The sequence below is a fragment of the Phyllobacterium brassicacearum genome (genome assembly GCF_003010955.1).
Taxonomy (GTDB): domain Bacteria; phylum Pseudomonadota; class Alphaproteobacteria; order Rhizobiales; family Rhizobiaceae; genus Phyllobacterium; species Phyllobacterium brassicacearum.
This window is the reverse complement of record NZ_PGGO01000003.1, coordinates 31,718-46,765: the sequence shown is the minus strand read 5'-3', so window position 1 is coordinate 46,765 and position 15,048 is coordinate 31,718. Positions and strand designations below refer to the sequence as shown.

General features: G+C 58.4%; 18 protein-coding genes. 8 read left to right on the top strand and 10 right to left on the bottom strand.

Translation table 11 applies throughout. The annotated features are described in order from the left end of the window. Window positions 1-98 precede the first annotated feature (98 nt). On the top strand, window positions 99-2,693 hold the full coding sequence (gene cckA, locus CU102_RS05405) for a cell cycle histidine kinase CckA (protein WP_106710023.1): 2,595 nt from the start codon (window positions 99-101) through the stop codon (window positions 2,691-2,693). Between the two features lie 23 nt (window positions 2,694-2,716). Here the strand turns inward: cckA and CU102_RS05400 are convergent, their stop codons facing one another. From CU102_RS05400 to CU102_RS05385, 4 genes are all read right to left on the bottom strand, one after another. Next, window positions 2,717-3,127 carry a PIN domain-containing protein gene (locus tag CU102_RS05400; RefSeq protein ID WP_106710022.1) on the bottom strand — a complete coding sequence of 137 codons (411 nt, stop codon included), beginning with the start codon at window positions 3,125-3,127 and terminating at the stop codon, window positions 2,717-2,719. 2 nt (window positions 3,128-3,129) lie between these two features. Further along, window positions 3,130-3,366: a hypothetical protein gene (locus CU102_RS05395; RefSeq protein WP_106710021.1), complete on the bottom strand. Its 237-nt coding sequence runs from the start codon at window positions 3,364-3,366 to the stop codon at window positions 3,130-3,132. Window positions 3,367-3,441: 75 nt separating this feature from the next. Continuing rightward, entirely contained in the window at window positions 3,442-4,413 is a 972-nt protein-coding gene (gene cysK, locus CU102_RS05390; RefSeq protein WP_106710020.1) for a cysteine synthase A, read from the bottom strand. 142 nt (window positions 4,414-4,555) lie between these two features. Then, window positions 4,556-5,176 (bottom strand): LysE family translocator, encoded by a 621-nt coding sequence (locus CU102_RS05385; RefSeq protein ID WP_106710019.1) that lies wholly within the window; start codon window positions 5,174-5,176, stop codon window positions 4,556-4,558. A 147-nt stretch (window positions 5,177-5,323) separates the two neighbouring features. On the opposite strand from CU102_RS05385, the gene mbfA reads away from it, so the two are divergent. Continuing rightward, window positions 5,324-6,307 carry an iron exporter MbfA gene (gene mbfA / locus CU102_RS05380; RefSeq protein WP_106710018.1) on the top strand — a complete coding sequence of 328 codons (984 nt, stop codon included), beginning with the start codon at window positions 5,324-5,326 and terminating at the stop codon, window positions 6,305-6,307. A 231-nt stretch (window positions 6,308-6,538) separates the two neighbouring features. Beyond that, window positions 6,539-6,688 (top strand): hypothetical protein, encoded by a 150-nt coding sequence (locus CU102_RS29710; protein ID WP_166648313.1) that lies wholly within the window; start codon window positions 6,539-6,541, stop codon window positions 6,686-6,688. On the opposite strand, the gene CU102_RS05375 is transcribed toward CU102_RS29710, so the two are convergent. Then, the gene (locus tag CU102_RS05375) at window positions 6,676-7,023 is read right to left on the bottom strand and encodes an antibiotic biosynthesis monooxygenase family protein (RefSeq protein ID WP_106710017.1); all 348 of its coding nucleotides are present in this window, start codon (window positions 7,021-7,023) and stop codon (window positions 6,676-6,678) included. The two genes, CU102_RS29710 and CU102_RS05375, sit on opposite strands and share 13 nt — an antisense overlap. Beyond that, window positions 7,020-7,349, bottom strand: coding sequence for an NIPSNAP family protein (locus tag CU102_RS05370; RefSeq protein ID WP_106710016.1), 330 nt, complete (start codon window positions 7,347-7,349; stop codon window positions 7,020-7,022). The genes CU102_RS05375 and CU102_RS05370 overlap by 4 nt, the downstream gene beginning before the upstream one ends. Before the next feature lie 135 nt (window positions 7,350-7,484). On the opposite strand from CU102_RS05370, the gene CU102_RS05365 reads away from it, so the two are divergent. Beyond that, a complete protein-coding gene (locus CU102_RS05365; protein WP_106710015.1) occupies window positions 7,485-8,177 on the top strand; it encodes an ArsR/SmtB family transcription factor in 693 nt (230 codons plus the stop codon). On the opposite strand, the gene CU102_RS05360 is transcribed toward CU102_RS05365, so the two are convergent. After that, window positions 8,174-8,887 (bottom strand): SDR family oxidoreductase, encoded by a 714-nt coding sequence (locus tag CU102_RS05360; protein ID WP_106710305.1) that lies wholly within the window; start codon window positions 8,885-8,887, stop codon window positions 8,174-8,176. The genes CU102_RS05365 and CU102_RS05360 overlap by 4 nt on opposite strands. 185 nt (window positions 8,888-9,072) lie before the next feature. After that, on the bottom strand, window positions 9,073-10,047 hold the full coding sequence (locus tag CU102_RS05355) for a Bug family tripartite tricarboxylate transporter substrate binding protein (protein WP_425351523.1): 975 nt from the start codon (window positions 10,045-10,047) through the stop codon (window positions 9,073-9,075). Window positions 10,048-10,438: 391 nt separating this feature from the next. Between CU102_RS05355 and CU102_RS30780 the strand changes: the two genes are divergently transcribed. Both CU102_RS30780 and CU102_RS05345 read left to right on the top strand, forming a co-directional pair. Beyond that, window positions 10,439-10,573, top strand: coding sequence for a hypothetical protein (locus CU102_RS30780; RefSeq protein ID WP_280951877.1), 135 nt, complete (start codon window positions 10,439-10,441; stop codon window positions 10,571-10,573). 221 nt (window positions 10,574-10,794) lie between these two features. Continuing rightward, window positions 10,795-11,334, top strand: coding sequence for a GNAT family N-acetyltransferase (locus CU102_RS05345; protein ID WP_106710303.1), 540 nt, complete (start codon window positions 10,795-10,797; stop codon window positions 11,332-11,334). Window positions 11,335-11,424: 90 nt separating this feature from the next. On the opposite strand, the gene CU102_RS05340 is transcribed toward CU102_RS05345, so the two are convergent. Next, window positions 11,425-12,312, bottom strand: a complete 888-nt coding sequence (locus tag CU102_RS05340) for an NmrA/HSCARG family protein (protein WP_106710014.1) — start codon at window positions 12,310-12,312, stop codon at window positions 11,425-11,427. Between the two features lie 98 nt (window positions 12,313-12,410). On the opposite strand from CU102_RS05340, the gene CU102_RS05335 reads away from it, so the two are divergent. Beyond that, a complete protein-coding gene (locus CU102_RS05335; RefSeq protein ID WP_106710013.1) occupies window positions 12,411-13,322 on the top strand; it encodes a LysR family transcriptional regulator in 912 nt (303 codons plus the stop codon). Window positions 13,323-13,453: 131 nt separating this feature from the next. Further along, the gene (locus tag CU102_RS05330) at window positions 13,454-14,104 is read left to right on the top strand and encodes a YiaD family glycine zipper/OmpA-like lipoprotein (RefSeq protein ID WP_106710012.1); all 651 of its coding nucleotides are present in this window, start codon (window positions 13,454-13,456) and stop codon (window positions 14,102-14,104) included. On the opposite strand, the gene CU102_RS05325 is transcribed toward CU102_RS05330, so the two are convergent. Beyond that, on the bottom strand, window positions 14,097-15,041 hold the full coding sequence (locus tag CU102_RS05325; RefSeq protein WP_106710011.1) for a pseudouridine-5'-phosphate glycosidase: 945 nt from the start codon (window positions 15,039-15,041) through the stop codon (window positions 14,097-14,099). The genes CU102_RS05330 and CU102_RS05325 overlap by 8 nt on opposite strands. Window positions 15,042-15,048: the final 7 nt, after the last annotated feature.

The following is a 15,048-nucleotide window of genomic DNA, read 5'->3' as shown; positions in this document are numbered from 1 at the left end:
TTTATACCGCCTCAAAGATATGATCCAAACGATTCGGGAATAAACGTCTGTACACGCGCTTACGCGTGACGATGATGAAGAAAAGGGGTTTGAGACGCATGTCTCAAGAGACGAACAGCGATCTTTATCCAGAACCGATCATTGCCAACACGAAATCGAACAAGGCCGGGTTACGACTGGTCATTCTCGGTGTGTTGCTGGTCGGCGTTTCGGTCCTCTATTTCATCTATCGCGACCAGCTCGGACAGCAGTTCCTGCTCGGACTCCTCGGCACGCTCGCCATGACCGGCGTGTTTTATCTGTTCGGGTCCGCCATCAATGTCATCCAGTTCACACCGCGCGGAACCAGCGACGAACTCACACGCGCTTTTGTCGATACATTGCCCGAGGGTACGGTCGTCTCGGACCAGAAGGGCCGGATCGTCTATGCCAACCGGGCCTATGCCGAACTGACCGGTGTGACCAACTCCAACGATGTGCGGGCAATCGAACACATCCTGTCCGGCGAAGCGGCCGCGTCCGACCCTATCTATCGCCTTGCGAATGCCGTACGCGACGGCGTTTCCGGCCAGGAAGAGCTGCGCCTGTCGCGGCCGCTCGATCCATCGCGCGAGCCGGTGCCCACCTGGTACCGGGTAAAGGCGCGGCCGGTTGCAGGAATCCCCGATCAGACGGCACCGGTCTACGCCTGGCAGATCGCCGATATTTCCGCCGAGCGCGCCGAACAGGAGCGTTATTTCCAGGACATTCAGGAAGCCATTGATCATCTCGATCATGCTCCTGCCGGCTTTTTCTCGGCTGATGCCGATGGCCGCATCATCTATATCAACGCTACGCTCGCAGAATGGCTTGGTGTCGACCTGACGCGCTTCACGCCGGGTTCAATGATGGTTCGCGATATTGTGGCCGGTAATGGCATGGCCTTGATCAATGCTGTCAAGACCGAGCCCGGGACCAGCCGCAACACGGTCATCGATCTCGATCTTGCCAAGGCCAATGGCCAGAGTCTTGCCGTGCGTTTCTATCACCGGGTCCAGGCGCAACGGGATGGAAGGCGAGGGCCAACCCGTACCATCGTGCTCAACCGCGCCGAGGGCGAAGACACTTCAGCCGCGCTGCGCGCAGCAGAGGTCCGGTTCACGCGCTTCTTCAATTCGGCATCGATGGCAATTGCTGCCGTCGATGCGACTGGCAAGATCCTTCGCACCAATGCACGCTTCCTTGGCCTGTTCTCGCCGGTGGTTGATCGCGATGACATCGACAGGCGCATTCCGCTCGAAACAGTGGTGCACGAGCGCGATCGCGAGGCGTTTGATCGGGCGCTTGCGGCGGCATTTGCCGGGCAGGCGGAGATTTCACCCGTCGACACGGTGATTCCTGGCAACGAGGAACGTCACCTGCGCTTCTACATTAGTCCGGTCTTCGATGCCGGTTCGGAGGACGGCGCGGAAGAGGCCGCCATTGTGTCCGTCGTCGAAACCACGGAACAGAAGGCGCTGGAAGCCACCATGGCGCAAAGCCAGAAAATGCAGGCGGTCGGACAGCTTGCCGGCGGCATCGCCCATGATTTCAACAACGTCCTGACGGCGATCATCATGTCGTCGGACCTGCTATTGACCAATCATCGCGCCTCGGACCCGTCCTTCGCCGACATCATGAACATCAAGCAGAATGCCAACCGCGCTGCTTCGCTGGTTCGCCAGCTTCTGGCATTCTCGCGCCGCCAAACGTTGCGGCCGGAAATCCTCAATCTGACCGATGTGATCGCTGACGTGCGTATGCTGTTGACGCGCCTCGCCGGTACACAGGTCAATCTCAAGATCGAGCATGGCCGGGATCTGTGGCCAGTGCGTGCGGACCTCGGCCAATTCGAGCAGGTTGTCGTCAATCTCACAGTGAATGCTCGGGACGCGATGCCTGAAGGCGGCGACCTGATCATCCGCACCCGCAACATGAACGTGGACGAGAACGCCGCACTCACCTACCGCGATCTGGTGCCCGGCGATTATGTCCTGGTGGAGGTCGCTGACACAGGCACCGGTATGACCCCGGAGGTGATCGCGAAGATATTCGAGCCATTTTTCACCACCAAGGAAGTCGGGAAGGGTACTGGCCTCGGCCTGTCGATGGTTTATGGTATCATCAAGCAGACCGGTGGCTCGATCCACGCCGAGTCAGAGCTCGGCAAAGGCACGACATTCCGCATTTTCCTGCCGCGTTTTGTGGAGGAAAAGCAGCCGCAGGTCCTGAACGCCGATGGCGAAGCCGTCGTGACAGAAATACCGAAGAAGGAGAAGAAGACGGAAAAAGCCACCGATCTCTCCGGTTCTGCAACCGTGCTCCTGGTCGAGGACGAGGATGCCGTGCGCATGGGCGGGCTGCGGGCGCTCCAGTCACGCGGCTACACCGTTCACGAGGCATCAAGCGGTGTCGAGGCGCTGGAGATCATGAGGGAACTGGACGGCAAGGTCGACATCATCGTTTCCGACGTCGTCATGCCCGAAATGGATGGTCCAACACTCCTGCGCGAATTGCGCAAGGACTACGGCGACATCAAGTTCATCTTTGTTTCCGGCTATGCCGAAGATGCCTTTGCCAGAAACCTGCCGGAAGATGCCAAGTTTGGCTTCCTGCCAAAGCCATTCTCGCTGAAGCAGTTGGCAACGGCTGTCAAGGAAATGCTTGAAAGTTGAGGTCTAAATCGCACCTGACCCAGTCATCGGAATGGATCAAGGATTCTGACGCCTTCGACGATCTGGCCATGCGATAGGTCTTCAGAAAAGAGCTCGCGGCATCCGGCCTCACGCGCCGCCGAAATGATTGCGCTGTCCCAGTAGGAAAAGCCGTAGGCTTGCTTTATCTCAAGCGCGCCTTGCAAGATTGGCACAGTATTCTCCTGAACATGGAACCGCAGCCACGTCTTGATCATCCCGGCAGCCAATTCGTGCGGGAGGGGATCGGTGCGTGATGCGCGCGTGGCCTGAGCATAGAATTCTTGCAGTACTTGCACCGAGACAACGCAATCGTCCCAATCCAGGAGTGCAATGGCGCGCATACGTTTGCTGGCCTCGTCGGTGGCGGTGCTGATGGAATATAGCAGGATATTGGTATCGAGAAAAACTCTCACACTTAGAGACCACGGTCATGAAGTTCGTCGCGTGAGAGGCGATTCCCGGCCCGAAACAGTTTGATCGATGCTCGCAATACGGCTTCTTCCCGGTGCAGCCGTTCCGCTTCGGTTTCGGTCTGGGCAATATCGGACAGGAATTGGCGAACGAGAGCGGAGACGGATGTATCCTGTTCCGCCGCTTTCATGCGAGCACGGCGGTAGATATCATCGTCCACGGAAACTGTGATATTTTTCATAGTTTCACAGTACTATTGTTTTGCACAGAATCCAACGCTATAAGCGGACCCGAATCCTCAGAGAGCGGCGAGTTGCTATTCCAGCCCTTCGAACAGCACGGTTGACAAATAGCGTTCGGCGAAGGAGGGGATGACAACCACAAGGTTCTTGCCCTTGTTTTCCGGGCGGCTTCCAACCTCGATGGCCGCTGTCAATGCAGCGCCCGATGATATGCCGACGGGCACGCCTTCCAGACGCGCTACGAGGCGGGCATTGGCGAAGGAATCTTCGTTCGAAACCTGTATGACCTCATCATAGATGTGTGTGTCGAGAACTGCTGGCGCGAAGCCGGCGCCGATACCCTGGATCTTGTGCGGACCGGGATTGCCGCCCGAAAGGACCGGCGAATCCTTCGGCTCGACTGCAATGATCCGTACGTCTGGCTTGCGCTGCTTCAACACCTGGCCAACGCCGGTGATGGTGCCGCCGGTGCCGATGCCGGCAACGAAGATGTCGACTTTGCCGTCCGTGTCGTTCCAGATTTCCTCGGCAGTTGTCCGGCGATGGATTTCGGGGTTGGCGGGATTATCGAACTGACCCGGTATAATCGCGTCCGGTGTCGTCTCGACAAGTTCGTTGGCCTTGGCGATCGCACCTTTCATGCCCTTCGCACCTTCGGTCAGGACGAGTTCCGCGCCAAGCAGCTTCAACATCTTGCGGCGCTCGACCGACATGGTCTCCGGCATGGTCAGGATCAGGCGATAGCCCTTGGAGGCAGCGGCGAAGGCAAGCGCAATGCCGGTATTGCCGGAGGTTGGTTCGACCAGCGTTGTCTTGCCTGGCGTCGCCTTGCCCTGTGCTTCAAGTGCATCGATCAGCGCAACGCCGATACGGTCCTTGACACTGGAAATGGGATTGAAGAATTCGAGTTTGGCCAGAAGATTTGCGCCAACGCCCTTTTCCTTAGCAAATTTGTCGAGACGGATAATGGGCGTATCGCCAATCGTGTCCACAATGGAATTGTAAATGCGGCCACGGCCGGGTTTGCGCACACTATCGCTGCTCATGAATGTTCTCCCAATCCTGGATTGCGTCGTTACCCGATCTTATGGGGCGTGCGCGAAAATTCATAGTCGAAGCCATGCGCAAACCAGCGATGCGTTGGAAAATTCTACTAACGTCCGTTTGGTGCTAGCAAAACATTCCAGGTCAGGAAGTGCGCCCTGCAATGGCCAGAGCTGCACCCGCCATGAAGGCAGCGGCCGTGCGGTTGAGCCGTTTTAGCGCCCGCGGCGAGGCGAGGAGCCCGCGCGCCTTTGCTGCCAGCGCCAGATATGGCACCAGTACGATGAGCAATACCAGCACAGTCAGCGTGGCAAGGATCGAATAATCAGCGAGTGTGATTGTACGCAGGTCCACCAGAGTTGGCGTGAGGGCGATATAGAAGAGCATGGTCTTCGGGTTGCCGAGGGTCACCGCGAGCCCAGCCAGGACCGCCGAGACGGCTCCGCCACGGCTTTTCTTCGCCTCGATCTTTTCCGCTGAAATGCCGGAGGTCCACAATCCCCAGGCGAGATAGGCAAGATAGGCCACGCCTGCCCATTTGATGACGAGGAAGACGGTGCCGAATGTCTGCGCTACCATCGCAAGCCCGAGGACGACCGCTGTCAGATATGTGAGATCACCGATGATCAGGCCGATCGACATGAACAGTGAAGACCGGAATCCCGAGCCAAGCGCCCGTGCGACAAGGGCGGTTACACCCGGTCCCGGAATGGCGGCAGCAATGGCGAGTGCACCCGAATAGGCAACAAAACCGGCAAGTGTCATGACGAGACTCTATTGGTGGAGGGGCGGAGGAGGCGGACGATACTCCTGCACTTCATTTCTGTCCATGGGCAAAACTCTGGTCGCCCGGGCTTGAATGACGACCTCGAAATCTATAGTTTAGAATAATTCTAATTTGGGATTCATGTCATGCTCAGCCGTTTCTTCGGTCACCGCCGCCACGACCTCACGTCGCTCTCCGAACAGCAGATCCTGGCACTCGCCATTTCCTCGGAGGAAGACGACGCGCGGATCTATCTCGCCTATGCGGATGGACTGCGTGAGGATTTCCCGCAAAGCGCCAAGGTGTTCGAGGAAATGGCCGAGGAAGAAAACAACCATCGCCAGTCGTTGATCGACCTGCACAAGGAGCGTTTCGGCAACCAGATCCCGCTTATCCGCAGGGAACACGTACGGGGCTATCTCGAACGCAAGCCGGACTGGCTCGTTCGACCGCTCGGTATCGACAAGGTGCGCGAGATGGCCGAGAAGATGGAGGAGCAGGCCTATCGCTTCTATACGGAAGCCTTGAAACTTGTGCGCGATGCGTCGACGCGCAAGCTGCTTGGCGATCTAGCCATTGCCGAGAAGGCGCATGAATCGCTTGCCCACCGGCTCGGCGTCAAGCATACGCCGGACGATGTGCAAGAAGTTGAAAAGCAGACCGAACGCCGGCAATTCATCCTGACCTATATCCAGCCCGGACTTGCCGGATTGATGGATGGTTCTGTTTCCACTCTCGCGCCGATCTTCGCCGCCGCCTTTGCCACGCAGGATACGTGGCAAACCTTTCTGGTGGGCTTATCCGCGTCGCTTGGTGCCGGCATTTCCATGGGGTTCACGGAAGCGGCACATGATGACGGCAAATTGTCCGGCCGCGGCTCGCCCTTGAAGCGCGGCTTGGCAAACGGATCGATGACAACGATCGGCGGCCTCGGCCACGCATTGCCTTATCTCATTCCGGATTTCTGGACGGCCACGACAATCGCAGCGCTCGTCGTTTTCATCGAATTGTGGGCCATCGCATACATCCAGCACCGCTTTATGGAAACACCCTTTTTCCGGGCGGCGATACAGGTCGTGCTCGGTGGCAGCCTGGTAATGGCAACCGGCATCCTGATTGGCAATGCATGAGCTTGTCGAACCACGCACGATCAGACAATGCGAAATCTAGCAAAAACCTAAATTCAGGCCCTTTTTCACATTCCGAAAAAACCTGTCTGCCCAACTGGTTAAGGCTAATTTTTCATGAATTCATCTGATTTTAACCAACGGCGTTCAGGAGGCGTTCATCTTTATGAGTTAAATTTTAGCTAATTAATAGCTACCGGCTCGCCCGGTAAAGCCAGAACTAAGAGACCAGAAATGATGAACATGATTATCCAGCTGCGCGATACGCTTCGCGTCGTCCGCGAGTTCATTGTGCCGAGCTACCGGCCCGAACGCCACTATATGCGTGGTCCGGGACCGGCATGTGCACAGCGCAATCACGGCCACGGTGTTCAGGCATCATGATAAGCCCGCGCATCAAACGGAGCCTGATCACGGGCGCGCAACCCGTAGTCACGCACAACGGACGCAATCCGCAGCCGGTAATCGGCAAAGATCCCGGCGCGGCCATCACGCTGGGCCATACGATGTTCCTCGGTCTGGCGCCAAGCCGCCACTGACGCTTCGTCGCGCCAGAAGGACAGGGACAGATAGCGGTTCTCGTTGGCAAGGCTGCGGAATCGTTCAACCGAAATAAATCCATCCATCGTCTCCAGCAGCGGTCGCAGATCGGCTGCCCTGTCAAAATAGTCCTTGCCACGGCCCTCTGCCGGCTCCACTTCAAAGATCACTGCAATCATCGGATCAGTCCTCCGTTCGTCCCCGTCACGAGCCGCAGGAATGTGCGGTCCTCGCGGCGGATGAATCGCTTCTCTTTCGAGAACTCATAATTGGCCCGGCCGACAGGATCGGCCATGAGGCGGGCGCGATAGGCTTCATAAGCAGCCAGGCTCTCAATGTTGTAGGCAGCATAAGCCAGTGTCGCCGAACCTTCGTGCGGCGCATAGTACCCGATCAGGTCAGCGCCGCAGCGCGGAATGGCTTCATTCCAGTTGCGGGCATATTCCTCGAAGGCGTCCTTCTGATAGGGATCGATCTCATACTGGACGAAGCAGGTGATGGTCATGGTCGTCGCTCCTTTGTGTGTGGATTGACCATTCTTATAAGCAGCAATAGTGCTTGATACTTCGATCGTTTTCGAAGCATTCTCGCTCCCGGCAGCCGAGATTTACAAGGCAAACGCCACCTACGGAAAACTACCATGTCGAACAATGCGAGATTTGCGGAAATAGCAGCGCTGGCTGGCGATCCCGGCCGCGCCAGCATGCTCAATGGGCTAATGGACGGGCGCGCCCTGACTGCGTCGGAATTGGCACAGCTCGCCGGCATCACCGCGCAGACCGCCAGCAGCCATCTGACGAAAATGACCGAGGCGGGCCTGCTCCAGGTCGAGAAACAGGGACGCCACCGCTATCACCGTCTGGCATCCCCTGCGGTGGCGCAGATGATCGAAAGCATCATGCGCATCGCGGCGCCAGAAGTGAGCGTCAAAGCTGTCCGGACCGGCCCGCGCGACGCGGCGCTCCGGGCCGGGCGCACCTGTTATGATCATCTGGCCGGGCACCTTGGCGTTTCCATCACCGATGCGCTGATCGATGCCGGTCATCTTGAGCTTGGCATCGACGCGGGCGAGGTGACGGATAGCGGCCTTGTTCTTTTCGACCGCGCCGGCATCGATGTCGATGTGATCGCCAAGCGCGGCCGCATCCTCTGCCGGCCGTGCCTGGACTGGAGTGAACGCCGCCCGCATCTCGCTGGTGCCATCGGCGCTGCGCTGTGCAGTCACTGCTTCGACAATGGCTGGATCAGGCGGATCGAAGGCACGCGTGCTGTCTCCGTAACGCCAAATGGCCAGAGACAGCTGCGCGAGACCTTTGGCGTCAGTCTTTCTTAAACGTGCCGCGTGACACCGCCATCGACGCGAATGTTCTGTCCGGTGATGTAGCCCGCATCATCTGACAGCAGGAACGCCGTGGTCTTGGCGATCTCGGCCATCGTGCCAAGGCGCTTCATCGGCACCTTGTCTTCGGTTCCGGGCTTGTGATCGAGACTGTCTACGTACCCCGGCAAAACTGCATTCATGCGGATATTGTCCGCGGCATAGCGATCGGAATAGAGCTTTGTATAGGCGCCGACCGCCGCGCGATAGGCGCAGGAGACCGGGAAAACCAAACTCGGCTCGAAGGAGGCGAATGTCGTGAGGTTGACCCAGGAGCCCTTGCCTTGCTTCAGCATATAAGGCGTAACCAGCCGCGCCATGCGTACGACGCTCAGGACCATCAGGTCGTTGCCGATTGCCCAGTTTTCGTCGGTGATGTCGATAAGATCGCCCTTCGGCGGATGACCGGTGAAATTGACCACGGCATCGATACGGCCGTAGGCTTCGACAGTCTTCGCAACCAGGGCTTCCAGATCCTTGGCTTCGCCCGCCGAGCCTTTGATGCCGACGCCGCCAAGCTCTGCAGCGAGGTCCACCGCACTGCCTGAAGGCGACATCAGGCCGAGACGGTAGCCTCGACCATGCAATTCGCGGGCAATGGCCGCGCCCATGCCGCGCCCTCCGCCGGTGATGATGGCAACGGGTGCTTGAGAAGTATCAGTCATGATGTTCGCCCTCGATTTCGGAATGCCGTGACCATGTTGGATCGGGACGCCGCCTGCAAACGAATTCAAGTTGCGGGATTTTCAATTATTTTGAAGAGGCTGCAGCGCATACGGGTCACCCCCGGGCCGCTTGAAGTTGGCAAGCGGCCCAGAAGGTTAACCAAAGTCCAGTTACAGCGGCGTCGTCAATCCAGTGTTACGCCGGTGCTTTTGACCACAGGCTCCCATTTCTGAATTTCTGCCTTTACGTGAGAGGCCAATTCATCCGGTGTCGAGCCGACGATGGTTGCACTGAAATCCTTCATACGAGCAATGACCTCGGGATCGGCCAACGCCGCTTTGGCCGCTTCGTTGAGGCGGGCGACGACCTCGGGCGGCGTTCCCGCGGGCGCAAAGAATGCGTTCCAGGTGTAGGTCTCATAACCCGGCACGGCTTCAGCGACCGTCGGAAGGTCGGGAAAGGACGGGGCTCTCTCCTTTGTCGTAACGCCGAGGGCTTTTAGGGTACCTGCTTTGATGTGACCCGAGGAGGACGGAAGGTTGTCAAACATGATGGGCACCTGATTGCCGATAACGTCATTCAAGGCCGGACCCGATCCCTTGTAGGGAATGTGTTCCATCGTGACCCCAGCCATGCTTTTGAAAAGTTCGCCGGATAAATGCAGCGGCGTGCCGTTGCCGGACGATGCGTAGGAGTATTTGTCAGGATTGTCCTTGAGGAGCTGAATCAGTTCTTTCACGTTGTTAACCGGCAATTGCGGGTTGACGACCAGGACATTGGGCACAAGGACCAGGAGTGAAACGGGCGCGAAATCCTCGATAGGATCATAGGGCTTTGTCTTCAGCATCAGTGGATTGAGCGCATGGGTTGCAACGGTTCCCATGAGGATCGTGTAGCCGTCTGGCTCCGCTCTGGCGACTTGACCAGCTCCGAGATTGCCGCCGGCGCCGCCAACGTTCTCGACGATCACCTGCTGTCCGAGGGTCTTCGACATGCTTGCCGCCACAAGACGGGAAACAAGGTCAGTCGAACCACCGGCAGCGAAAGGCACCACCAGCGTGATCGTGCGCTCGGGGAACGTTTCCGCTGCCGCCGGGAATACCGATGCGATTAGCGAACCGATCGCCAAGCCTAGAATAGTGCGTCTGTTCAATGTCACTGATATTTCCTCCCGCAAGCTGGTTTGACCAAAGTCCAATGTTCAACTCGATAACACATCGTCGAGCGAGCACTAACACAACAAGGTTTGTGAAGGTATTTCAAGATGCTCTGGTTTTGGTGACGTTGTGGTGTGGCTTCGGGGTATGGTTGGATCGGCATGCGGCAGATGAGTTCAGGTTGGTGATCGTCAAATTCCAGCGAAGTTGAGAAAACGAGTCAAAAGTTGAATTGAAACTGTTGAAGCAGTTGTGAAAATCTGTTGATCGACGCAATCAGAAAGCGCATGACGATGGCAATGGCTTTTCATACTCTTGGTTATCCAAACGGTTGCGTGCGGGTGGGATAGACCAGCAGCACGCAGAAGCCTATGCCGAGTTGCGAGGGATTTCATGATGTCCGAACCCGGCACCAAATCCGATCTGGCAGCTGCGGTTGCTGCAATTAACCATACATTGATGTTGCGCCTTGGCGTGATGATGACTGTTGGATCTGGTCTTCTGGCAACGCTTATGAAAATTCTTTAACTCGGACTGGCCTCAGGTTCCGTGTCTTCTTGAAATCTCAAAACGAAAAGCGAATGATGGGCTATGACAAATCGCCCGATCACCATGATGGCTTATCTCGTCGTCCCCTGCAGGGCGGTGGAAAGCTGTTGCGCTGAATCGGCCGCAAACATTCACCAGACCCTGCCACTGAGGCGAGCAGGGTTTTGATCTTGCTCTCCTCCTCAAAGATGGAGAGCCAGATGCCTGATCAACCTGTAACACAAGCCGACGCGGCCGGATTATCCATTCGTGCCACCCGCCTTACCGATCTCGAGCAGATAACAGTGCTGTCGAACCTGCCGCGCTACCGCGCCGGAACCTTGCGTCTGCCCTTTCAAAGTCTGGAACAAACGCGAAAGTGGCTTGAGGGCCACGGTACGAATACGCTGAGCATCGTCGCCGAGATCGACGGACGTATCGTCGGCCTTGCCGGTCTGCACCGGTTCGACGGAAGGCGGGCGCACGCGGCATTTCTTGGCATGGGCGTGCATGATGACTTCGCAGGCAGGGGCATCGGCAAGGCTCTGCTTGGCGCCCTGATCGATGCGGCGGACAACTGGCTGAATATCAAGCGCATCGAACTGACGGTCTTTACCGACAATACCCCTGCCATCCGGCTCTACGAGAAATTCGGTTTCGAGACTGAGGGCGTATTGAAGGCCAATGCCTTCAAAGACGGACGTTATGCCGATGCCTTTGCGATGGCGCGCGTCAGGGGGATTGAATATTCTGCAGTTTGATCGACTTATGCGGTGCCTCGTGGTTGGAAAACGGATCAGCTTGCCCGTTGCAGCTGATCCGCTCCATCATCGGGAGATTGCCGCCTCAGCTCAGCCGGCAGAGGGCGTCTGTTCGAGAATGCTCCAGTCGAACGCGCGCGCCCAGTCGGCGTAACTGTGCCAGCGGACCTCGGGAAAATCCTTGCGCAATGCAGCGATGTCGGCATCGTATCCGACGCGATCAAACCATTCGAACATCAGCGCCGCATCCTCGCTTTGCTGGCGCAGTGCGGCAACAGGAATTTCCTGATAGGTGACCGGCCGGCCGATAGCCTGCGACAGGATTTTTGCCTGCGCTTCGCCGGACAGTTCGTCCCCGGCAATGTCGAAACGCTTGCCGAAGACCTGTTCGCGGCGCTCTGCCAGGGCGGCGACGAATGCGCCAATGTCCGCCACGGCTACCATCTGCAGGACGCGCTCTGGCGACAATGCAGCGGCATGGATCCCCTTGCGCAGGCCGTCGATTGACCACGGGCCGACGGTATTGTCCATGAAAGCGACCGGCGCGCTGATCGTATAGGGGATGCCGAGCCCGGCCACATGTTTCTCAACGAGATATTTGCTTTCGAAATGCGGGATGCCGGTCTTCTTGTTGGCATCGCCAACCGACGAATAGATCAGATGTCCGATGCCGGCAGCCTTTGCCGCATTTGCGGCGATGATTCCTTGACGGGCCTCTTCCTCCGTTCCGGCCTCGTAGCTGTTGCCCATCAAGAACATGGTGTCGACGCCCTTTGCGGCCTGCAGAATGGACGCCGGTTCGCCGAGATCGCCAGCCACCACTTCAGCGCCTGCCGAAGCCAAACGCCGCGCCGCGTCGGTCTCGGGTTTGCGGGTCAGCGCCCTGACGTGATGTCCCCTGGAAAGCAATGCTCGCGCAACGGCCCCACCTTGTTGGCCGGTTGCTCCGCTCACCAGAACCTTTCGTTTCGTGCTCATGATTTTGCTCCTGTTGTTTCAGTGGAACAAAAATAGGGCCTCGCACATTGATGCATAATAGTCTATAATTGGGAAACATCGTCCCAAAATCGAATATAATGCTTGATCTCAACGATATCTTGGTCTTCGCTCGGGTCGTCGAGGCGGGTAGCTTCACAGCTGCTGCGCGCCTGCTCGGCATGCCCAAGACGACGGTCAGCCGCCGTATTGCCGCGCTTGAACGCGAAGTTGGAGTCCGTCTGCTTCAACGCACGACACGCAGCCTCAACATGACCGACGCGGGCCGCCACTATTACGAGCAGAGCAGTCAGGCGCTACGGACAATCGAGGATGCCAATCTGCGTCTGGCAGAGGCGAGGGCGGAGCCGTCAGGCACAATGCGCATATCGGCTCCCGTCGGCTTTGGCGATTATTTCCTGACGGGTGCTGTGTTTGATTTCCTGGCGTCACATCCGAAGACCAAGGTCGAGTTGCACCTGACTGACGAGAAACTCAATCTCGTGGAGCATGGCATCGACCTCGCATTCCGTACCGGAATTCTCCCGGACTCCACCTTGATCGCCCGAAAGCTCGGTTCCGCGCTTCGAATCCTGTGCGCCAGCCCGGATTATCTTGCGCGTTGCGGCGAACCGGAACGGCCGGCCGATCTCGCACACCATCTTTGTATCGTCGCAGGCCCTCTGACCGACAATGCGCACTGGTTACTGAAAGGGCCGCATGGTGAGGAGACGGTTGCTGTGGCTGGACGCTTCGCTGCCAATGAGATGCAGGCCGTGTTTGCCGCTGCGATAGCGGGCTTCGGTGTCGCTCTGCTGCCCCACGCGATGGCCGCACCGGCCATCGGGGACGGCCGGCTACGCCGCGTTCTCGATGACTACACGAGCCTGTCTGGCGGCCTGTATGTCGTCTACCCGAGCAGCCGGCATCTTTCGCCGCTGGTCAAGGCATTCATCGAACTCGCCACCAGCAGGATAAACGCCATCGGGATAGATGGGAACGAGGCCGGCTGACCAGAATGATGCGCCGCGGAGCATGCGCGGCAGTGAAATATCCACCCCGCGTCATTTCCCGATTTCCTCTCCCTTCTTTTGCCCGAATCGCTTGTATATTCCCGTCGACATCCAACCGGGGACCTGATTCCATGATGAAGAAAATTGCCATCAGCTGCCTTGCAGCTTCCTTTCTTGCGGGCTGCACGACGACCGACCCCTATACCGGCCGGCAGAAGGTGTCGAACACCGCTGGCGGCGTTGCGCTCGGCGCGCTGGCAGGTGCCGGCCTTGGCATGCTGGCGGGCGGCAACGACCGCCGCAATGCGCTGATCGGCGCGGGCATCGGTGCGCTCGGCGGTGGCGCCATCGGCAATTACATGGATCGCCAGGAATCGGAGCTGCGCGCGCAGCTGCAGGGCACCGGCGTTTCGGTCACACGCAATGGCGACCGGATCATCCTCAACATGCCATCCAACATCACCTTCAACACCGATCAGGACCAGGTTAAGCCGCAGTTCTACGAGACGCTAAACTCCGTTGCCATCGTCCTGCGCAAGTTTAACCAGACCATTGTCGATGTCGCCGGCCATACGGACTCCACCGGCAGCCTGCAGCATAACCAGCTCCTGTCAGAGCGGCGCGCGCTCTCGGTTTCCAACTACCTGACGCAGCAGGGCATCGACAACCGCCGCTTTGCCGTCCAGGGCTATGGCCCGACGCAGCCGATCGCGACCAATGCCTCCGAGGCCGGCCGCGCCCAGAACCGCCGCGTCGAGCTCTCGATCGCGCCGCTTACTTAATTGCAGACAGAGCCACTGCGATTTTTGCTGCAAGGCGCGCATTGTTCTCGACGAGGGCAATGTTCGCCTTGAGGCTTTCGCCCTTGGTGATGTCGAGCATTTCGCTGAGAAGATATGGCGTCACTGCCTTGCCGGTGACGCCATTTTTCGTGGCGCGGGAGATCGCCTCGCGGATGTGCCCGCCCATGATCTCCGCCGGAATTTCACTCACCGCGGGGATCGGATTGGCAATCAGCATGCCGCCGACGACGCCGATGGCATCACGTGCCGCCTGGAATTTTGCAATCGCCTCCGCACTGTCGAGCCGCAGAGGCGCCTTCACGGGCGCCCCATTGAAAATTGCTTGCCGCGACCAGAAGGCCGGCAGCACGTCCGAGCCGTGGACGATAACCGGGACGCCTTTGGTTTCAAGCACTTCCAGCGTTTTCTCGATATCCAGAATCGCCTTCGCCCCGGCCGAAACGACGATGACCGGTGTGCGGCCAAGCTCCTCGAGGTCGGCGGAAATATCAAAGCTCAGCTCGGCGCCCTTGTGAACGCCGCCAATACCGCCGGTTGCGAAAACCTTGATGCCGGCAAGGTGCGCCGCCAGCATCGTCGCGGCGACGGTGGTGCCACCGGTGCGGCCTTCCGAGAGTGCAAAGGCAAGATCCGCGCGCGAGAGTTTCATCGCGCCCTTGACCTGCGCCAGAGCCTCGCGTTCTGCGGCGGTGAGGCCGATCTTCAGCCGGCCGTCGACAATCGCGATGGTCGCGGGGACCGCTCCTTCCTCGGCAATGATGGCCTCGACATCCGCCGCCATGCGGCTGTTGTCCGGGTAGGGCATGCCGTGGGTGATGATCGTGCTTTCCAACGCAACCACCGGTTTGCCGGCATCCAGCGCTTGGCTCACCTCGGGAGTGATGTCGGTGAAGGGGTTGAGGGCTTTGGTTGCCATGGTCGTT